The sequence below is a fragment of the Pseudomonas sp. 5Vm1k genome, assembly GCF_056161485.1.
On sequence record NZ_JBSPCZ010000011.1, the window covers coordinates 1 to 18,373 of the forward strand.

Here is an 18,373-nt window from a genome sequence, read left to right on the forward strand (position 1 = left end):
TCGCTATCGCGAGCAAGCTCGCTCCCACAGTGGTTCTCGGTAAGCTGCAATGTTTGTGAATGACGCAGAACCCTTGTGGGAGCGAGCTTGCTCGCGAAAGGGGCGGCACATTCAAAAGGGATGGTGGCTGACAGATTGCTATCGCGAGCAGGCTCGCTCCCACAGTGGTTCTCGGTGGGCTGCAATGTTTGTGAACGACGCAGAACCCTTGTGGGAGCGAGCTTGCTCGCGAAGAGGGCGGTACATTCAAAAGGGATGGCGGCTGACAGAATGCTTTCGCGAGCAGGCTCGCTCCCACAGTGGTTCTCGGTTGGCTGCAATATTTGTGATCGACGCAAAACCCCTGTGGGAGCGGGCTTGCTCGCGAAGGGGGCGGCACATTCAAAAGGGATGGCGGCTGACAGAATGCTTTCGCGAGCAGGCTCGCTCCCACAGTGGTTCTCGGTGGGCTGCAATATTTGTGATCGACGCAAAACCCCTGTGGGAGCGGGCTTGCTCGCGAAGGGGGCGACACATTCGATAGAGATGGTGGCTGACACGACGCTTTCGCGAGCAAGCTCGCTCCCACAAGTTGTAGATGTGTTCATAAGACGCGCCCCGGTTCGCGGTTGATCTGTTGGCCGGGTTCGAGCAGGGTCGAGCAGGCCCGCACGCGGCGGCCGTCGCCCAGGCGCACCCAGCAATCCTGGCACGCGCCCATCAGGCAGAAACCGGCGCGTGGCTGCGCGCTGAAGTCGCTGCCGCGCAGGTGATCGCTGCAGGTCAGCACCGCGGTCAGTACGGTGTCGCCTAGCAGCGCGGTGGCCGGTTGGCCGTCGAGGACGAAGTCCAGGGCCGGGCGGTCGCCTTCGGCCAGTCGTTTCAGCAGAGCCATGGCGCCCTCATTGTTTGCCTACCAGAACCCGATCCAGGCCATAGACCCGGTCGAGCAGAATCATCGTCAACGCCGTCAGGCCGATCACCAGTGCCGATACCGCCGCCATCATCGGGTCGATGGATTCAGTGGCGTACACGTACATCCGCACCGGCAGCGTCTGCGTGGCCGGCGAGGTGACGAAAATCGACAACGTCACCTCATCAAAACTGTTGATAAACGCCAGCAACCAACCCCCGGCTACCCCCGGCAAAATCATCGGCAAAGTGATTTGCTTGAACAACGTGAAGCGCCCGGCGCCCAAGGATTGCGCGGCGTGTTCAGCGCTGCGATCCAGGCCAATCGCCGAGGCCAGCACCAGCCGCAACACATACGGCGTGATCACCAACACATGGGCGAAGATCAGCCAGCCGAAGCTGCCATTCACGCCCATCAGCGCAAACAGACGCAGCAACGCCACCCCCAGTACCAGGTGCGGAATGATGATCGGCGACAGGAACAAACCATTGAAAAATCCGCGTCCGGGAAACTCATAACGGGTGATGGCCAACGCCGCCGGCACCGCAATCAGCGTCGCCAAGCTCGCGGCGCAGAACGCCAGGATCAGGCTGTTGTAAAACGCATCGACAAAATCAGCCCGCTCGAACACTGCGCGAAACCAGCGCAGGGAAAAGTGCGTGGTGGGCAGGCTCAGGGTGTTTTCCGGGGTGAAGGCCACCAGGCACACGACCACCAGCGGTGCGAGCATGAACAGCACCACCAGGGCATGAAACAGCAGGGCGAAAGGACCGTTCTTGGACATGACGAGTTATCCCAATGACTTCTTGTAGCGGCCTTCGATCATCCGGTTCCACGACAGCATGATCAGCAGGTTGAGCAGCAGCAGGGCCACGGCAATCGCAGCGCCCATCGGCCAGTTCAGCTCCGACAGGTATTGGTCGTAGATCAGCGTCGCGACCATTTTCAAGCGACGTCCGCCGAGCAATCCGGGAATCGCAAAGGAACTGGCAGCGAGGCCGAACACGATCAAGGTGCCGGACAACACGCCGGGCATGATTTGCGGCAACACCACTTTGCGCATCACCGTGAGGTGGCTGGCGCCCAGCGATAGCGCGGCTTGCTCGGCAGCCGGGTCGAGTTTCTGCAATGAGGTCCAGACCGGAATGATCATGAACGGCAGCATTACGTGGACCAGCGCAATCACCACGGCGAATGGCGTGTAGAGCAGCTTCATTGGCGAGCCACCGAAGGCCTGCAGGGTCTGGTTGACCAGGCCATCGGCGCCGAGCAACAGGCTCCAGCCGAAGGCGCGCACCACCACCGAAATCAACAGCGGGGTGAGGATCAGGATCAGGAAAATCGAACGCCACGGCGCGCCCATGCGGCTGAGGATGTAGGCCTCGGGAACACCGATCAGCACGCATAACAGAGTGGTCAGGCCGCTGATCCAGAACGTGCGCAGAAAGATTTCGTAGAAGTACGGATCACCGAGCAGGCTGCTGTAGTGATCGAGGGTGTAGGCGTCACCGTTGATCCCCGAGCTGTAGTCGAACACGTTGAACGACAGCACCAGCGTCAGCAGCAACGGAATGACCAGCAGGCACACATACAACGCCAGCGCCGGTGCAGACAATAAATAGCCTTGGCGTCCTCGGCGGATCGAGGCGAGCAGACTCATGCCGACACCTCGTCCACGGTCAGCACCCGCAGCAGCGCCGCGTCCCAGTCCAGGCCCACCGCCGTGCCTTCGGCCAGCGGTGCCGAGCCGTCGTTGCGGCGTACCACGCTGAGTTCGCCGAGGGTCGTCGAAACCCCGTACAGCCATTGGCTGCCGAGGAAAAATCGGCTGACGATGTTGCCTGGCAAGCGACCCTGGCCGGCGTCCCGCAGATCGATTTTTTCCGGGCGCAGGCTCAGGGTCAGGTCGCCGCCGCTGCGCACCTGGACCACGCCGGCACTGTCACGCTCGCCGGGCAACAGGTTGGCTTTGCCGACGAACCCGGAAATGAACTCGGTACGCGGGTGTTCGTAAAGGGTGTACGGCGCGTCGATCTGGGTGATGCGCCCGGCCTGCATCACCACCACGCGATCGCTGATGGACAGCGCTTCGGACTGGTCGTGGGTGACCATCAGCGTGGTGATCCCGACTTCGCGCTGAATGCGGCGGATCTCGAACTGCATCTCTTCGCGCAGGTTGGCGTCGAGGTTGGACAGCGGCTCGTCGAGCAGCAGCACCGGCGGCTCGATCACCAGCGCGCGGGCCAATGCCACGCGCTGACGCTGGCCACCGGACAATTCCCGAGGATAACGCTCGGCGTGCTGGTCGAGGCGCACCAGTTTCAGCACTCGATCTACCCGCTGCTGCAACTCGGCGTTGGGTACTTTGCGCATCCGCAAGCCGAAGGCGACGTTGTCTTGCACGCTCATGTGCGGGAACAACGCATAGCTCTGGAACACCACGCCCAGGCCACGACTGGCGGGTTTGGCGTGGGTGATGTCGCGACCGTCGAGCACGATGCGTCCGCTGCTGACTTCAACGAAGCCGGCAATCATTTGCAGCGTGGTGGTTTTGCCGCAACCGGAAGGGCCGAGCAGGGAGACGAACTCGCCTTTCTCCACCGAGAGGTTGGTGGCGACGACGGCGTCGATTTCGCCGTAGCGTTTACCGAGGTTTTCAAGTTGCACGAATGCCATAGCTGCGCTCCACCTGAGATTGTTATGCGCGGCCTGAAGGCGCGCTTTTTTGTATGGGCAGATACGAAAGGATGATGCGGGGTGCGTTGGCGCTCGACGTGGGTCGGCTGCCGCTGTTGTTCGAATCGCCCCTGTATGGACGCAGAGTAGGACGAAGAATAGGATGGGCTCAATGGCCTATTTCACTGAAGCGATGACTATTTTCAGTTTCATTCAGTGAGTAAATTTTTTAGTCGAGAAAACCCATGCCTGATTCCATTGAGCGGAATGAAAACAAAAATGAAGTCGGTGTCGGCGCCGTCTCCCGGCTGTTTGCGGTGCTGCGCAGCCTCGGTGATACGGTCGAGGGCGGCGAGCGCGTGACGCAACTGGCCCAGCGCATCGGTTTGTCGCAACCGACGACGCATCGTTTGCTGCGCAGCCTGATGGACGAGGGCATGGTCGAACAGGACGCGCGCAGCAAACGCTATCGTCTGAGCCTGGATTTCTTCGCCCTGGCGGCGCGTGCTGGCAATACCGGCAACCTGCGGGAACTGGCGCGCCCGGCGTTGCTGCGGTTGTCGGCATCGTTGGGGGATTCATTGTTTTTGCTGGCGCGCAGCGGGTTTGATGCGATCTGTCTGGATCGCAGTGAAGGGCCGTTTCCGATCCGTACTTTTACCGGCGACATCGGCGGGCGTGTGGCGTTGGGTGTTGGGCAGGGCAGTTTGGCGATTCTGGCGTTTCTGCCGGAAGAGGAGCGGGACACGGTGATTCACTACAACCTGCCGCGGCTCAAGGATTTCCATTTGTATGACGAGGTGTTCCTGCGTTCGGAAGTCGAGAACGTGCGGGCGCTCGGGTATGCCGGGCGCAATACCGGCGTGTTGCAAGGCATGGCCGGGGTGGCGGTGCCGATTCTGGACCGCGACGGTCGCGCGGTGGCGGCGTTGAGCGTGGCCACCGTGAGTGATCGGCTAGGGCCGGATCGATTGCCGACGGTGGTGGAAATGCTCAAGCGGGAAGCGGCGTTGATCGGGCCGCGGATTAATCCGTTTGATCCTTTGCTGCGGCGGCCTTCGCAAGTCTTCGGTCAGAACTGAGTACATAGATCCCCTGTGGGAGCGGGCTTGTTCGCGAATGCGGTGTGTCAGACACATAGTTGCCGACTGACACACCGCATTCGCGAGCAAGCCCGCTCCCACAGGGGGATTTTTGTTGTGGTTAGAACTGTACGGTTTGCTTGAGCATCCGCGCCGCCGCCGTATCGCTCGGGCTGACAATCGCGTAGTTGTACCCGGCACCCGACCAGTACTCGGCCTGCAATTCCCCATCACTGCGACTGCCCCGTGGCAATAAGTAGTTCTTCGGCCCCGGCGGCCGCACGTAGAAACTTATCTTGTGCCCGCCTTGGTCTTCGTAGACCACCATCGCCGCCGGCCCTTGCTCGGTGCTGAGCAAGCGTCCGCTGACCGGTTTGAACCCGGCACTCGCCAGATCCGGCAAGCGATGGGCCTGGGTGAAGTAACGGTCGAGCCAGCCCTGAATATCGCCGTCATCGCTGACCTTGTAATCCGCCGGCAACATGCCTTGCTGGGCAAACAACCGGTAGGCCTGCATCGCATCGGCCATCGGCGCCTGGGTGCTGAGAAGGGTCATCTCCCGCGCCTGCCAGCCACTGATCCCGCCAATGCCGACTGCAATCAGCAACACCGCCGCGCTGGCCAGATGACGTCGGGACTGGCGCTTGAGGCGCTGGCGAATCAGCGCCGGATCAAGCTCCGGGTTGACCGGTTGCTGTAACGCACCGCCGAGGGCCGCGCGCAGTTGCTGGGCGTCGTGCTGCCAGGCGCGTACCTGCTCGGAAATGTCGGTGTTAGTCGCAAGAAAAGTCTCCACCAGACGTCGGTCGGCGTCGCTGAGTTGGTGATCGACGTAGGCGTGCAGGTCACGCTCGCTTGGGGGCATGCTGATCATTTGAGTCTCCGCAGAGAAGGGCGGCTGATTTCGCCGTCGCTGAGTTCGCGCAAGGCCTGGCGGGCGCGGGACAGGCGGGACATCACGGTGCCAGTCGGGACGCCGAGAATCTCGGCGACCTCTTTATAGGTCAGGCCTTCCACCGACACCCATAGCAGCAGGGCGCGCTGTTCGGTGTTGAGCTGATCGAAGGCTTGCAGGGTGGTTTGGGCAATCACGCTGCGCTCGGCCGAGGGGTGCGCATCGTCACGGCCGGTAAAGAATTCGAGCATCCGCGCATAGCGCCGGGAGCGCCGGTGAGCGTCGAGGAACTGGCGATACAGAATCGAAAACAGCCAGGCGCGCAAATCGCCGTCGGGACGTTTATCGCTCCAACTCGAGAGCGCCCGCTCCAGGCTGGCCTGGACCAGATCGTCGGCGCTGCTGGGGTTGCGCGTCAACGAGACGGCAAACCGGCGCAATCTGGGAATGATTTCTCTCAGTTGTTCGTCGATATCGTTCATGAGTTTCTGACTAGTCACTACGCTGGACTAGGAAGACGCCCGGCACTCGAGGTTATTCCACACCCGTAAAAATAAATATGGCGTGATGGAATAAAGCTGCGCGGGGTGCGTCTGCTTGGTTCTTCTCACTTGTGGCCGATGGCCCTGGAGTCTTTCATGGTAGATCGCTCATCACCGCCCACCCGGCCACCCTTGAGTGCCGCGAGCCTGACGTTGCGCCTGGCCGGCATTGCCGTGATCGTCGCAGCAGTGGCCGGGGCTTTTGCCTACGTCAACGGCACCTTCGACCCACAGCGCCTGACGCCGAAAAAACTGATCAATGTGCTGGAAACCAACAACGGCGTGCACCCGGGGTTTCGGCGTAACCACTCCAAAGGCGTGTGCGTGATCGGGCACTTCGAGAGCAGCGGCGAGGCCCGCAGCTATTCCACCGCACAGGTGTTCAACGAGCCACAGACTCCGGTAGTCGGACGTTTCGCACTGCCAGCCGGCAATCCTTACGCGCCGGACACTGCGGTGCCGATCCGTAGCCTGGCGCTGCGCTTCACCCAGGCCAATGGTCAGCAGTGGCGCACCGGTATGAACAGCATGCCGGTATTCCCGGTGGGCACGCCCGAGGCGTTCTATCAACTGCAACAGGCGCAGTCGCCGGACCCGGCCACCGGTAAACCGAACCCTGCGTTGGTCCCTGCGTTCTTCGGTTCGCATCCGGAAGCCGGGCCATTCCTGGCCTGGATCAAAACCGCCAAGCCGTCGGCCAGTTACGTGACGGAAACCTACAACAGCGTCAACGCGTTTTACCTGGTGAATGCATCCGGGCAGAAGCAGGCAGTGCGTTGGAGCATGGTCCCGGTGGTCAAGGACGCGGCGGGTGCCACTGCGCCTGAAGGCAGCGATTTCCTCGAAAAAGATCTGGTGCAACGGATTTCCGCAGGGCCGTTGCGTTGGCAGTTGAACATCACCCTGGCCAACCCCGGTGATCCGGTGAACGACGCCAGCAAGGCCTGGCCCGATGGCCGTAAAGTCCTGAATGCCGGGACTCTGGTCCTGGAAGCGACCCAGCCGCAACTGAACGGCGAATGCCGCGACATCAACTACGATCCGCTGGTATTGCCCGCCGGGATCGAAGGTTCCGACGACCCGTTGCTCGCCGCACGTTCCGCCGGTTACGCCAGTTCCTACTTGCGCCGCACCAGCGAAGTCAATCAGTTGCCCGCCGCCAAACAGGAGGCTCAACAATGAGCGCCCAACCCAAGCATTTCGTCCCGCTGGCGCGACTGCTGCACTGGCTGATGGCACTGATGGTCATCGCGATGCTGTTTATCGGCGCGGGCATGGTGGCCTCGGTGTCCGAGCGCCATGAGTGGCTGATCCACCTGCACAAACCCTTGGGCATCGCGATTTTGCTGTTGGTGATCGTACGCCTGGCGGTGCGTTTCTCCACGCAACAACCACCGTTGCCGGTGGACCTGCCGGGCTGGCAGGTGCTGGCGGCCAAAGCGTCCCATGTCTTGTTGTATGCGCTGATGCTGATTTTGCCGCTGCTGGGCTGGGCGATGATTTCGGCGGCGGGCGACCCGGTGATGCTCAGCAGTTCGTTGCAGTTGCCGTCGATTGTGCCGGCGAATGCGCAGGTGTTTGCGGTACTGCGCAAGGCTCACGGGTATCTGGCGTATCTGTTGTTCCTGACGGTGCTGCTGCATCTGGCGGCGGCGCTGTTTCATGGCTGGGTGCGGCGTGATGATGTGCTGGATAGCATGTTGCGGGGTAAGGATCGCGGTTGACCTGAGCTCACTGAACCATTGTGGGAGCGGGCTTGCTCGCGAAGAGGCCATGTCAGTCGATAGAAATGTCGACTGACACTCCGCCTTCGCGAGCAAGCCCGCTCCCACAGGATTGCGTTGTTTTGGCGGGCAGTGTTCGCCACCAATAGATCAGCGCCACGGCGTTGATCCCTGCACCGAGCAGGCACACGCCCATCCACCCACCCCACGCATACATCGCCGTCGAGCCAATCGACCCGAGTGCGCTACCAATCGAATAAAACAGCATGTACCCAGCGGTCAATCGGCTTTGCGCTTCCGGCCGCACGCTGTAGATCATGCTCTGGCTAGTGACGTGCACGGCTTGCAGGCCCAAATCCAGAGTGATCACCCCAAGCAACAACGCCCACAACGAAGATTGGGTGAAGGCGATAGGCAGCCACGAAGCCAGCATCAGCAACAGCGACAGGCCGCTGGTCCATTGACCCAAACCTCGATCAGACAAGTGTCCCGCGCGAGCAGCCGCGAGAGCACCAGCCGCGCCGGCCAGTCCGAATAATCCGATTTGCGTGTGGGACAACGACAGCGGCGGGGCGCTCAGGGGCAAGACCATGGGCGTCCACAACACCATGGCGCTGGCGAAGGTCAGCAGGGCGAGGATGGCCCGTTGACGTAGCACCGGTTCTTCTTTGAACAGACTGAATACCGAGCCGATTAGTGCGGCGTAAGTGTGGGCCGCTTGCGGAGCTTCTTGCTTGGGCAGCACGCGAAACAACAGCAACGCCATCAACAGGGTCAAGCCTGCCGACAACAGATAAATCGAACGCCAACCGGCCAAATCCGCCATGCCGCCGGCCACGGTGCGCGCGAGCAAAATGCCGACGACAATGCCGCTGGTGACCACGCCCACCACGCGGCCACGTTGGGCAGGAATCGCCAAGGTGGCCGCGTACGCCACCAACACCTGCGTCACCACCGCCAGCAACCCGGTCAACGCCATGCCGATCAGTAGCCAGGTGCTGTTTTGCGCGAACGCGATCATCAGCAACGCCACTGCCGACAACAGCGTTTGCGTGACGATCAGGCGCCGCCGATTGAGCAAATCCCCCAGCGGCACCAGCAACAACAGGCCCATGCCGTAACCGACCTGAGTCAGGGTGACGACGATGCCGATGGTCGCCGGGTTCATGGCAAACGCGTCGGCCATGGCATCGAGCAACGGTTGGGCGTAATACACGTTGCCGACGGCCAGTCCGCAGGCTACAGCGAACAGCAGCACCACGCTGCTGTTCAAAGAAGGGTTGGGCTTCATGCCAGACTCCTGGTGTGGTTTCAAAATAAAACCAGTTGTACGGTAAGGAGGCTGGTTTTATATTGCAACCACATTTGTTGTCTGCGAGCGCGATCATGGTCAAACGAACAAGCATGGAAGGCGCCGAATGCCCGGTCGCCCGGTCACTGGATGCCATTGGCGATTGGTGGTCGTTGCTGATCGTGCGCGATGCCTTCGATGGCATCCGCCGGTTCGGCGAGTTTCAGCGCAATTTGGGCATGGCCAAGAACATCCTCTCGGCGCGACTGCGCACGTTGGTGGCCCACGGGATTTTTGATCTGGTGCCGGCATCGGATGGCAGTGCGTATCAGGAGTACGTGCTGACGGAGAAGGGCAAAGGCCTGTTCCCGTTGATCATCGGCTTGCGGCAGTGGGGCGAGGCGTTTTTCTTTGAGGCCGGGGAGGCGCATTCACGGGTGGTTGATCGTGAACAGGGGCGGCCGGTGCGACCGTTGGAATTGCGCGCCGAGGATGGACGATTGTTGGGGCCGGAGGATTGTGTGCGTTTGGCCGCCGAATAAACGATCAACAGATCGCGCCTTCGTAGGAGATGCCGAAGGCTGCGATCTTTTGATCTTAAGGAGCAATCAACGCAACGTATCAACCATCTCCGCAACAGTTGTCAGCACATCTTTACCCAACTGCTTGGAGCGTTTGCCCGACCAACCCGTCAACGCATTCGGCGCGTCGTTGTTGTCTTTGAACGGCATCTCCAGGGTCAGCGACAGGCAGTCGAACTTCTGACCTACGCTGTTGCAAGCCAGGGTCATGTTGGCTTTACCAGGCAAGTCACGGGTGTAGCCGTGTTTGGTCTGGAAGTCTTTGGTCAGGTGCTTCAGGTGATCGCGGAAGTGGGTTTCGAGCTTCTCGATCCGCGGCGTATACCCCGGGTTGCCTTCGCAACCGGCGGTAAACACGTAGGGGATTTCTTCATCGCCGTGGATATCGAGGAACAGATCGACGCCGTACTTTTCCATCTGCTGCTGAGCAAACAGCACTTCCGGGCTGACTTCCTGGCTGGCGCTCTGCCAAGCGCGGTTCAGGTCCTGACCCATGGCATTGGTGCGCAGATGGCCGTGGAAAGCGCCGTCCGGGTTCATGTTGGGGATCAGGTACAGGTCGGCACTGGTCAGGAGTTTTTTCAGTAGGGGATCGTCATGTTTTTCCAGACGTTCGATCACGCCTTCCATGAACCACTCGGCCATGTGCTCGCCCGGGTGCTGTTGCGCGATCATCCAGACCTTGCGCTGACCTTCGGCGCCGCTGCCTTTGCGCAGCAACTGGATATCCCGGCCTTCGGCGCTTTTGCCGGTGGCCAGCAATTGCGTGCCGGCCTTGGTCAGCGCCTGTTCGATCAGCCAGTCATGGCGACCGCGGCTGTAGGGTTCGAAGTAGGCAAACCAGGCGTGGGTGGCCGTGGCTTCGAGGCTGAAGCGCAGGCAGTCGCCTTCGAAAATGGTCGGTACGCGGAACCAGTTGACGTGGTCGTAGGACGCCACGGCCTGATAACCGTCCCAGGCTTTGTTGTACGAGGATTTACTGGCGTTGTTCAGGCGAAACCAATGCTCTTGACCGACATGCAGGCCGCTTGCCTTGAAGTGAAACCACTGGAAATGCTGGCTGCGGGTGTCTGGCTTGATCGCCAAAAGAGCTTGCAACGGATTGCTGATGTCCAGCACTTCAATGTTGCCGCTGTCGAAGTTGGCGCTGATATCGAAAGAGGATTTAGCCACGGTCATAGTCGATTCCTGATTATGATTTTATGGCTGCTACTTTACACGCAAGGCAGGGATGAATCGGGGAAAAATGCGGGGTGAAGCGGGGGGCGTCCTCCTTGACGCCGAAGCAGCTTAGAGACTGTGTGATTGATTCTCAAGTGCTATTTTTCATTAGTTTGGCCCAATGCTGCCGGGGCTCTCTTGCCAACGGATATTCTTTTGATATCATGCCGGCCATCGAATTAGCAGCACCTACAGTCTTCATTAGCCTGAAGCCAAAGCCAGAATAACTGGCAAAAAAAAGACCCGGCAAAAAGCCGGGTCAAAAACCGTGATTAGCCTGATGAGGAGATAGTCCAGGAGACCGACCTAAGGTCCTCTGGTCCATCGACTGATCTCGCGACCAGCTGCATGCAATAATAATCATTCTCGTTTGCAAGTCAAATGATTTTATCTGCACGATTGGAAAATTCTTTCCTGTCCTCCTCCAAAACACATCTGTTTCAGTCGTTCTGATCGCCATCCAGGGATCGGTCGACCATCGCTTGCGCCATATCAATCATGTGCACTACCGAAAACGCCAGCGCCCGCTGTGAACCTTGCTGGTTGTCGGCTGACTCCTGTGCGGTGGCGGCGGCGCAGCGCAGCAGATCGGACGCATGCACCAACGCTTCTTCACTGCTGATGTTGCGGTTGACATCGAAAAAGCGCGCCTGGACTTCCACCTCTGAAACAGCTGGTTTCAAGTAATAATCCAGCGCCCGCTGTGCGGCGGCACTGCCTTTTGGCGAGGTGAAGGTGGTGTCGAACTGCGTGTCTGGCGAGTCGTGGCTAGGGATGGTCATGGTAATTACAAACTCCGTGATAGATTCAGATCCGTGAACCCATCCTAGTACTTACTGTATTTGTGACCAGAGTTTTAATACTACAATTTGTGTTTTGATGGCCGGAGGCGCCCACGTATCGTGCCGCACATGGATAAATGGATTGAATTGGTCAAGGCCAAAATGAGTGAACTCAAAATCACTCAAGAAGAACTCGCAGAGCGCCTCGGGATGTCCCAGGGCGGCGTCGGCCACTGGCTGAACAAACGCCGCGATCCTGGCGTCGTCAACATGAACCGTGTGTTGAAGGCGTTGGGCATGGACTTTCTCGAAGTGGCGCTGGTGATCCGCGAACCGCTCGCCCTGGAAGAGGAAGAGATGCCCCTGGCATTCAAGTACAACCCGTACTTCCGCTACCCGGTCAGCTCCTGGAAGGAGCCGGCGCAGCTGCGCGATGGTGAGCTGACGGTGTACCGCAAGGAGGAACGCTTCGAGCTGACCGACTACCACGCCCAGGGTCCGGCTTTCTGGCTGAGTGTGGTGGGCGACGCGATGACCGCGCCAACCGGCATCAGCATTGCCGACGGCATGATGATCCTGGTGGACCCGGCCATTGTGCCGGAACCCGGAAAACTGGTGATTGCCCAGTGGCCGGACAGTTCGGAGGCGACCTTTCGCAGGCTGATCGAAGAGGGCGGGCAGCGTTACCTGGTCCCGCTCAATCCGACGTATCCGAAAGCCCTTTTCACCGAGGAGTGCCGAATTATCGGCGTGGTGGTTCAGGCAACCGCCAAATTCTAATCAGATCGGTCCTCGCGACGCGTAGGACCGATCTTCATTTCACGCTTCTTCCAACTCCACCAACGCACTGCCTTCGCTGACCATCTCGCCTTCCTGGCAGTACAGCGCCTTGATCACCCCGGCATGGGGCGCACGAATGCTGTGCTCCATTTTCATCGCTTCCAGCACCACCAGTTGCGCCCCTGCTTCGACCGTTTGCCCGGCCTCCACCAACACGCGAACAATGCTGCCATTCATCGGCGCGGTCAGGCCGCCCTGATGGCTGTGACTGGATTCGACCGCAGCGATCGGGTCGTAGGTTTCGACCCGGCGCAGTTCACCTTCCCATTGCAAGTACAGAGAGTCGCCACAACGGATCGCCCGATGCTGGCGGCGCACGCCGTCGTGCTCGGTCAGCAGCTGTTCGCCCTTGAGTTGCGCGGTGCTCACATCGCCCAGGGTCAATGCGCGATCCTGGCCTTCGCAGCTCAAATGCAGGGTGATTTCTTTCGGCAGCCCGGCACGGAAACCACTGTTGATCGCCCAAGGCGAACTGGTGTCATCGGCACGCGACACCGGCGGCTGACTCTGTGCAAACCCTTGGGCCGCCGCTTGCCAGAACTCATCGCTGAGGTCGGCGGGCGCTGGCAGCAGTTGTTCCTGATAACGGGGAATGAACCCGGTATCCAGCTCCGCCGCAGCGAATGCAGGATGGCCAACGATCCGGCGCAGGAAGTTGATGTTGGTCTTGAGCCCGCCAATAGCGAACTCATCGAGCATGCTCAACAACCGCAGGCGCGCCTGTTCACGGTCCTCGCCCCAGGCAATCAGCTTGCCGAGCATCGGGTCGTAGAACGGTGAGATCTCATCACCTTCCTCGACGCCACTGTCCACGCGACGTCCCGGACCTGCGACCGATTCGCGATACAACGCCAGGCGCCCGGTGGCCGGCAGGAAATCATTGCCCGGATCTTCGGCATACAAGCGCACCTCAATCGCGTGCCCAATCAGCGGCACTTCAGCCTGGGTCATCGGCAACGCTTCACCCCGCGCCACGCGAATCTGCCAGGCCACCAGGTCCAGGCCGGTGATGGCTTCGGTGACCGGGTGTTCGACTTGCAGGCGCGTGTTCATCTCCATAAAGAAGAACTCGCCGCGCGAATCCAGCAGAAACTCCACCGTACCCGCGCCGACGTAACCGATGGCTTGGGCCGAACGCACAGCCGCTTCACCCATGGCCCGGCGCTGTTGCGCGCTCAAGCCTGGGGCCGGTGCTTCTTCGACGACTTTCTGATGGCGGCGCTGGATCGAGCAATCCCGTTCATTTAGGTATAGGCAGTTACCGTGTTGATCGGCAAACACCTGGATTTCCACGTGACGCGGCTTGAGCAGGTACTTCTCCACCAGCATCCGCGAATCGCCGAACGACGACTGCGCTTCCCGTTGGGCCGAGGCCAGAGCTTCGGCCAGTTGGCTGACGTCCTCGACCACTTTCATGCCTTTACCGCCGCCGCCGGCCGTGGCCTTGAGCAGCACCGGATAACCGATGCGTTCACAGGCGTCGCGGAAGGTGTCGAGGTCCTGAGCTTCGCCGTGATAGCCCGGCACCAACGGCACGCCGGCGGTTTCCATCAAGGCTTTGGCGGCAGATTTGCTGCCCATCGCATCGATGGCCGAGGCGGGCGGGCCGAGGAAGATCAAACCGGCGGCTTCGATCGCGCGGGCGAACCCGGCGTTCTCGGACAAAAAGCCATAACCCGGATGAATCGCCTGAGCGCCGCTGGCTTTGGCCGCAGCGATCAGTTTGTCGATTTGCAGGTAGCTGTCGGCAGCCTTGCTGCCGCCCAGGTCCACGCAGATATCCGCTTCGCGGCTGTGCCGGGCGTCACGGTCGGTGGCACTGTGCACGGCAACGGTGGTCAGGCCCAGGGCCTTGGCGGTGCGCATCACGCGGCAGGCAATCTCGCCACGGTTGGCCACCAGCAGGGTGGTGAGAACAGGTGCGCTCATCAACGCGGCTCCTTGGGGGTGGTTGCGGCTTGCCAGTTCGGCGGACGTTTTTGCAGAAAGGCGCGCAGGCCTTCCTGACCTTCAGGGCTGACGCGAATGCGCGCGATGGCGTTTTCGGTGTAGCGGCGCAGGGCCGGGGTCAGTCCGCCGTGGCCGACTTCACGCAGCAAGTCCTTGCTGACGCGCATGGCCGCCGGGCTGTTGAGCAACAGATTGTCGATCCACTGCTCGACTTTCTGTTCCAGTTCCGCGACCGGATAACTCTCCGACAACAAGCCGATTTCCCGCGCCCGTTGCCCGCCGAAACGTTCGGCGGTCAGGGCATAACGCCGCGCTGCGCGTTCGCCGATGGCTTGCACCACGAACGGGCTGATCACCGCAGGCGCCAAACCGATGCGCACTTCCGACAAACAGAACTGCGCGTCATCGGCGCCGATGGCCATGTCGCAGCAACTGATCAGGCCCAGCGCACCGCCATACGCCGCGCCTTGCACCACGGCCAAGGTCGGAATTTTCAGCTTGGCGAGGTTGTACATCAACTCCGCCAGTTCCCGGGCGTCGTCGAGGTTGGTGTGGTAATCGAGCTCGGCCGATTGCTGCATCCAGGCCAGGTCGGCGCCAGCGCTGAAATGCTTGCCGCGTCCGCGCACCAGCAGGAACCGCAGGCTGGCATCGCCCGAGACTTTGTCCAGGGCGAGGATCAGTTCGCGGATCATCTCGGCGTTGAACGCGTTGTTCTTTTCTTCACGGCTGAGCCACAGGGTCGCGAAACCTCGCGGGTCGGTCAGCAGTTCGAGGGTGTTGAAGTCGCTCATATTGGTTCGTCTCCACAACTCTTGTGGGGGGATTGCTGGGGATGGCGATTGCTGCGCAATCGAACGGGAGCAAGCTCCCTCGCCACACAAGCCCGCTCCCACAGAACATCACATCCGGAACACGCCGAAGCGGCTCGGTTCGATTGGCGCGTTCAGCGACGCGGACAAGGCCAGGGCCAGTACATCGCGGGTCTGCGCCGGGTCGATGACACCGTCGTCCCATAGCCGTGCGCTGGAGTAGTAGGGGTGACCCTGCTCCTCGTACTGATCGAGAATCGGCTGCTTGATCTCGGCTTCCTGTTCCGCGCTGAAAGACTGGCCACTGCGTTCGGCCTGCTCGCGCTTGACCTGCACCAGCACGCCAGCGGCTTGCTCGGCGCCCATCACGCCAATGCGCGCATTCGGCCACATCCACAGGAAGCGCGGATCGTAAGCCCGCCCGCACATGCCGTAGTTGCCGGCGCCGAAGCTGCCACCGATGATCACGGTGAATTTCGGCACCTTGGCACACGCCACGGCGGTCACCAGTTTGGCGCCGTGCTTGGCGATGCCGCCGGCCTCGTATTTCTGGCCGACCATGAAGCCGGTGATGTTCTGCAGGAACAGCAACGGAATGCCGCGCTGGCAGGCCAGTTCGATAAAGTGCGCGCCTTTCTGCGCGGCCTCGGCGAACAGGATGCCGTTGTTGGCGAGGATCGCGATCGGGTAACCGTGCAAGTGGGCAAAGCCGCACACCAGGGTGGTCCCGAACAGCGCTTTGAATTCGTCGAACACTGACCCATCGACCAGCCGCGAGATCACTTCGCGCACATCGAACGGCTGCTTGGCGTCGGCCGAAACCACGCCGTACAACTCGTCGCTGCTGTACAGCGGTGCAATCGGTGTGCGTTGTTGCAGCTCGCCGAGCTTGCGCCAGTTGAGGTTGGCAACGCTGCGTCGAGCGAGGGCGAGGGCGTGTTCATCGCTCTCGGCGTAATGGTCGGCGACCCCGGAAATCTTGCAGTGCACATCGGCCCCGCCCAGGTCTTCGGCGCTGACCACTTCGCCCGTCGCGGCTTTCACCAGCGGCGGGCCGGCGAGGAAAATCGTTGCCTGATTGCGCACCATGATCGCTTCGTCGGCCATCGCGGGCACATAAGCGCCGCCGGCGGTGCACGAGCCCATCACCACGGCAATTTGCGGAATGCCCATGGCGCTCATGTTGGCCTGGTTGAAGAAGATCCGCCCGAAGTGCTCGCGGTCCGGAAACACTTCATCCTGACGCGGCAGGTTGGCGCCGCCGGAGTCCACCAGATAGATGCACGGCAAACGGTTTTGCTGGGCGATGGTCTGGGCGCGCAGGTGTTTTTTCACGGTCAGCGGGTAGTACGAGCCACCTTTAACCGTGGCGTCGTTGGCGACGATCATGCATTCGACGCCTTCGACACGGCCGATCCCGGCAATCACGCCGGCCGCTGGAACGTCCTCGCCATACACCGCATAAGCCGCGAGTTGGCTGATTTCGAGGAATGGCGAGCCCGGATCGAGCAGGCGATTGATCCGCTCACGGGGCAACAATTTACCCCGCGAGGTGTGGCGTTCTTGTGCCTTCGGGCCGCCACCTTGCTGCACTTGGGCGAGCAGGGTGTGCAGGGCGTCGACCTGTGTGAGCATCGCCGCGCTGTTGGCGGCGAACTCCGCCGAACGGGGGTTGAGCTGGGTATGCAGGATAGCCATGGACAGCTCCGTTTAGCGGGTTTCGTTGAACAGTTCGCGACCGATCAGCATGCGACGGATCTCACTGGTGCCGGCGCCGATTTCGTACAGCTTGGCGTCACGCAGCAGACGACCCGCCGGGAATTCGTTGATATAGCCGTTGCCGCCGAGAATCTGGATCGCGTCGAGGGCCATTTGCGTGGCGCGTTCGGCGCTGTAGAGGATCACGCCCGCAGCGTCCTTGCGTGTGGTTTCGCCACGCTCGCAAGCTTGGGCCACCGCGTAGAGGTAGGCGCGGCTGGCGTTGAGTTGGGTGTACATGTCGGCGACTTTGCCCTGGATCAGCTGGAATTCGCCGATGCTCTGGCCAAACTGCTTGCGGTCGTGGATGTACGGAACGATCAGGTCCATGCACGCCTGCATGATCCCGGTCGGGCCACCCGACAGCACGACGCGCTCGTAATCGAGGCCGCTCATCAGCACTTTCACACCACCGTTGAGCACGCCGAGGATGTTCTCTTCCGGCACTTCGACGTCATCGAAGAACAGCTCGCAGGTGTTGGAACCGCGCATGCCGAGCTTGTCGAACTTGTTGCTGCGGCTGAAACCTTTGGAATCGCGTTCGACGATAAACGCGGTGATGCCGTGGGGGCCTTTTTCCAGGTCGGTCTTGGCGTAGATCACGTAGGTATTGGCGTCGGGGCCGTTGGTGATCCAGGTCTTGCTGCCGTTGAGCACGTACTTGTCGCCGCGTTTGTCAGCGCGAAGTTTCATTGAGACCACGTCGGAACCGGCGTTCGGTTCGCTCATGGCCAGGGCGCCGATGTGCTCGCCGCTGATGAGTTTGGGCAGGTATTTGGTTTTCTGTTCGTGGTTGCCGTTGCGGTTGATCTGGTTCACGCAAAGGTTGGAATGTGCGCCATAGGACAACGCCACCGAGGCTGAGCCACGGCTGATTTCTTCCATGATCACCACGTGCGCCAGGTAACCCAGACCAGCGCCGCCGTACTCTTCCGGCACGGTGACGCCCAGCAGGCCCATGTCACCGAATTTGCGCCACAGGTCCGCGGGGAACAGGTTGTCGATGTCGATCTGAGCCGCGCGCGGGGCGATCTCTTTGGCGACGAAGGACTGAACCTGATCGCGCAGCATGTCGATGGTTTCACCGAGGGCAAAGTTCAGGGATGGATAGCTCATGGGTCACCTTTTGGCTTTTTTGTAGGGTAGGGAGCGCCGTGATTGGGTTCTCACCTTTACGTTAACGTAAGCCTGTGACGAATGGCTGTCAATCACCCTTTACGTTAACGTCAACTTGAGCGAGAGTAGAGCCAGTTCAAGATAGAAAGCGGACCTACCCTGTGGGAGCGGGCTGTGGTGAGGGGGCTTGCCCCCGTTGGGTTGCGAAGCA

18 protein-coding genes are annotated in these 18,373 nt (G+C 60.8%); 5 read left to right on the forward strand and 13 right to left on the reverse strand.

The genetic code is table 11. The features are described from left to right. Window positions 1–583 precede the first annotated feature (583 nt). The 4 genes from ACWIKB_RS20990 to ACWIKB_RS21005 are packed head-to-tail and all read right to left on the reverse strand — an operon-like array spanning window position 584 to window position 3,568. A complete protein-coding gene (locus ACWIKB_RS20990; protein WP_475269173.1) occupies window positions 584–874 on the reverse strand; it encodes a (2Fe-2S)-binding protein in 291 nt (96 codons plus the stop codon). Window positions 875–881: 7 nt separating this feature from the next. Next, complete coding sequence (locus ACWIKB_RS20995) at window positions 882–1,676, reverse strand: ABC transporter permease (RefSeq protein ID WP_475269174.1); 795 nt, start codon at window positions 1,674–1,676, stop codon at window positions 882–884. Window positions 1,677–1,682: 6 nt separating this feature from the next. Further along, on the reverse strand, window positions 1,683–2,552 hold the full coding sequence (locus ACWIKB_RS21000; RefSeq protein WP_475269175.1) for an ABC transporter permease: 870 nt from the start codon (window positions 2,550–2,552) through the stop codon (window positions 1,683–1,685). Further along, window positions 2,549–3,568: an ABC transporter ATP-binding protein gene (locus ACWIKB_RS21005; protein WP_475269176.1), complete on the reverse strand. Its 1,020-nt coding sequence runs from the start codon at window positions 3,566–3,568 to the stop codon at window positions 2,549–2,551. The genes ACWIKB_RS21000 and ACWIKB_RS21005 overlap by 4 nt, the downstream gene beginning before the upstream one ends. A gap of 245 nt (window positions 3,569–3,813) precedes the next feature. On the opposite strand from ACWIKB_RS21005, the gene ACWIKB_RS21010 reads away from it, so the two are divergent. Continuing rightward, on the forward strand, window positions 3,814–4,650 hold the full coding sequence (locus ACWIKB_RS21010; protein ID WP_475269177.1) for an IclR family transcriptional regulator: 837 nt from the start codon (window positions 3,814–3,816) through the stop codon (window positions 4,648–4,650). A 121-nt stretch (window positions 4,651–4,771) separates the two neighbouring features. Here the strand turns inward: ACWIKB_RS21010 and ACWIKB_RS21015 are convergent, their stop codons facing one another. Both ACWIKB_RS21015 and ACWIKB_RS21020 read right to left on the reverse strand, forming a co-directional pair. Continuing rightward, window positions 4,772–5,524, reverse strand: a complete 753-nt coding sequence (locus ACWIKB_RS21015; RefSeq protein ID WP_475269178.1) for an anti-sigma factor family protein — start codon at window positions 5,522–5,524, stop codon at window positions 4,772–4,774. Further along, window positions 5,521–6,027, reverse strand: a complete 507-nt coding sequence (locus ACWIKB_RS21020; protein WP_054614089.1) for a sigma-70 family RNA polymerase sigma factor — start codon at window positions 6,025–6,027, stop codon at window positions 5,521–5,523. Before ACWIKB_RS21020 ends, ACWIKB_RS21015 begins: the two co-directional genes overlap by 4 nt. 156 nt (window positions 6,028–6,183) lie before the next feature. Here ACWIKB_RS21020 and ACWIKB_RS21025 point away from each other — a divergent pair, with 156 nt between their 5' ends. Next, window positions 6,184–7,269, forward strand: coding sequence for a catalase family peroxidase (locus tag ACWIKB_RS21025; RefSeq protein WP_475269180.1), 1,086 nt, complete (start codon window positions 6,184–6,186; stop codon window positions 7,267–7,269). Continuing rightward, window positions 7,266–7,811, forward strand: a complete 546-nt coding sequence (locus ACWIKB_RS21030; RefSeq protein WP_475269181.1) for a cytochrome b — start codon at window positions 7,266–7,268, stop codon at window positions 7,809–7,811. The genes ACWIKB_RS21025 and ACWIKB_RS21030 overlap by 4 nt, the downstream gene beginning before the upstream one ends. A 52-nt stretch (window positions 7,812–7,863) precedes the next feature. Here the strand turns inward: ACWIKB_RS21030 and ACWIKB_RS21035 are convergent, their stop codons facing one another. Continuing rightward, complete coding sequence (locus ACWIKB_RS21035; RefSeq protein ID WP_475269182.1) at window positions 7,864–9,102, reverse strand: MFS transporter; 1,239 nt, start codon at window positions 9,100–9,102, stop codon at window positions 7,864–7,866. A 95-nt stretch (window positions 9,103–9,197) separates the two neighbouring features. Here ACWIKB_RS21035 and ACWIKB_RS21040 point away from each other — a divergent pair, with 95 nt between their 5' ends. After that, complete coding sequence (locus tag ACWIKB_RS21040) at window positions 9,198–9,644, forward strand: winged helix-turn-helix transcriptional regulator (protein ID WP_475269183.1); 447 nt, start codon at window positions 9,198–9,200, stop codon at window positions 9,642–9,644. Window positions 9,645–9,710: 66 nt separating this feature from the next. Here ACWIKB_RS21040 and ACWIKB_RS21045 read toward each other — a convergent pair whose 3' ends face one another. Further along, entirely contained in the window at window positions 9,711–10,862 is a 1,152-nt protein-coding gene (locus ACWIKB_RS21045) for a M14 family metallopeptidase (RefSeq protein ID WP_475269184.1), read from the reverse strand. A 482-nt stretch (window positions 10,863–11,344) separates the two neighbouring features. Further along, a complete protein-coding gene (locus tag ACWIKB_RS21050) occupies window positions 11,345–11,686 on the reverse strand; it encodes a DUF6124 family protein (protein ID WP_475269186.1) in 342 nt (113 codons plus the stop codon). Window positions 11,687–11,815: 129 nt separating this feature from the next. Between ACWIKB_RS21050 and ACWIKB_RS21055 the strand changes: the two genes are divergently transcribed. Next, entirely contained in the window at window positions 11,816–12,466 is a 651-nt protein-coding gene (locus tag ACWIKB_RS21055) for a LexA family protein (RefSeq protein WP_475269187.1), read from the forward strand. 39 nt (window positions 12,467–12,505) lie between these two features. Here the strand turns inward: ACWIKB_RS21055 and ACWIKB_RS21060 are convergent, their stop codons facing one another. The 4 genes from ACWIKB_RS21060 to ACWIKB_RS21075 form a co-directional block, all read right to left on the reverse strand. Continuing rightward, on the reverse strand, window positions 12,506–14,455 hold the full coding sequence (locus ACWIKB_RS21060) for an acetyl/propionyl/methylcrotonyl-CoA carboxylase subunit alpha (protein WP_475269188.1): 1,950 nt from the start codon (window positions 14,453–14,455) through the stop codon (window positions 12,506–12,508). After that, window positions 14,455–15,270: a gamma-carboxygeranoyl-CoA hydratase gene (locus ACWIKB_RS21065; protein ID WP_475269189.1), complete on the reverse strand. Its 816-nt coding sequence runs from the start codon at window positions 15,268–15,270 to the stop codon at window positions 14,455–14,457. Before ACWIKB_RS21065 ends, ACWIKB_RS21060 begins: the two co-directional genes overlap by 1 nt. A gap of 108 nt (window positions 15,271–15,378) precedes the next feature. Then, on the reverse strand, window positions 15,379–16,986 hold the full coding sequence (locus tag ACWIKB_RS21070) for a carboxyl transferase domain-containing protein (RefSeq protein ID WP_475269190.1): 1,608 nt from the start codon (window positions 16,984–16,986) through the stop codon (window positions 15,379–15,381). A gap of 12 nt (window positions 16,987–16,998) precedes the next feature. After that, the gene (locus ACWIKB_RS21075) at window positions 16,999–18,162 is read right to left on the reverse strand and encodes an isovaleryl-CoA dehydrogenase (protein ID WP_403020093.1); all 1,164 of its coding nucleotides are present in this window, start codon (window positions 18,160–18,162) and stop codon (window positions 16,999–17,001) included. Window positions 18,163–18,373 lie beyond the last annotated feature (211 nt).

Coding starts and splice junctions, on each gene's coding strand:
- ACWIKB_RS21040 (WP_475269183.1), top strand. CDS start 9,198: ATGGTCAAACGAACAAGCATGGAAGGCGCCGAATGCCCGGTCGCCCGG.
- ACWIKB_RS21000 (WP_475269175.1), bottom strand. CDS start 2,552: ATGAGTCTGCTCGCCTCGATCCGCCGAGGACGCCAAGGCTATTTATTG.
- ACWIKB_RS21055 (WP_475269187.1), top strand. CDS start 11,816: ATGGATAAATGGATTGAATTGGTCAAGGCCAAAATGAGTGAACTCAAA.
- ACWIKB_RS21010 (WP_475269177.1), top strand. CDS start 3,814: ATGCCTGATTCCATTGAGCGGAATGAAAACAAAAATGAAGTCGGTGTC.
- ACWIKB_RS20995 (WP_475269174.1), bottom strand. CDS start 1,676: ATGTCCAAGAACGGTCCTTTCGCCCTGCTGTTTCATGCCCTGGTGGTG.
- ACWIKB_RS21050 (WP_475269186.1), bottom strand. CDS start 11,686: ATGACCATCCCTAGCCACGACTCGCCAGACACGCAGTTCGACACCACC.
- ACWIKB_RS21070 (WP_475269190.1), bottom strand. CDS start 16,986: ATGGCTATCCTGCATACCCAGCTCAACCCCCGTTCGGCGGAGTTCGCC.
- ACWIKB_RS21005 (WP_475269176.1), bottom strand. CDS start 3,568: ATGGCATTCGTGCAACTTGAAAACCTCGGTAAACGCTACGGCGAAATC.
- ACWIKB_RS20990 (WP_475269173.1), bottom strand. CDS start 874: ATGGCTCTGCTGAAACGACTGGCCGAAGGCGACCGCCCGGCCCTGGAC.
- ACWIKB_RS21045 (WP_475269184.1), bottom strand. CDS start 10,862: ATGACCGTGGCTAAATCCTCTTTCGATATCAGCGCCAACTTCGACAGC.
- ACWIKB_RS21035 (WP_475269182.1), bottom strand. CDS start 9,102: ATGAAGCCCAACCCTTCTTTGAACAGCAGCGTGGTGCTGCTGTTCGCT.
- ACWIKB_RS21065 (WP_475269189.1), bottom strand. CDS start 15,270: ATGAGCGACTTCAACACCCTCGAACTGCTGACCGACCCGCGAGGTTTC.
- ACWIKB_RS21075 (WP_403020093.1), bottom strand. CDS start 18,162: ATGAGCTATCCATCCCTGAACTTTGCCCTCGGTGAAACCATCGACATG.
- ACWIKB_RS21015 (WP_475269178.1), bottom strand. CDS start 5,524: ATGATCAGCATGCCCCCAAGCGAGCGTGACCTGCACGCCTACGTCGAT.
- ACWIKB_RS21025 (WP_475269180.1), top strand. CDS start 6,184: ATGGTAGATCGCTCATCACCGCCCACCCGGCCACCCTTGAGTGCCGCG.
- ACWIKB_RS21060 (WP_475269188.1), bottom strand. CDS start 14,455: ATGAGCGCACCTGTTCTCACCACCCTGCTGGTGGCCAACCGTGGCGAG.
- ACWIKB_RS21020 (WP_054614089.1), bottom strand. CDS start 6,027: ATGAACGATATCGACGAACAACTGAGAGAAATCATTCCCAGATTGCGC.
- ACWIKB_RS21030 (WP_475269181.1), top strand. CDS start 7,266: ATGAGCGCCCAACCCAAGCATTTCGTCCCGCTGGCGCGACTGCTGCAC.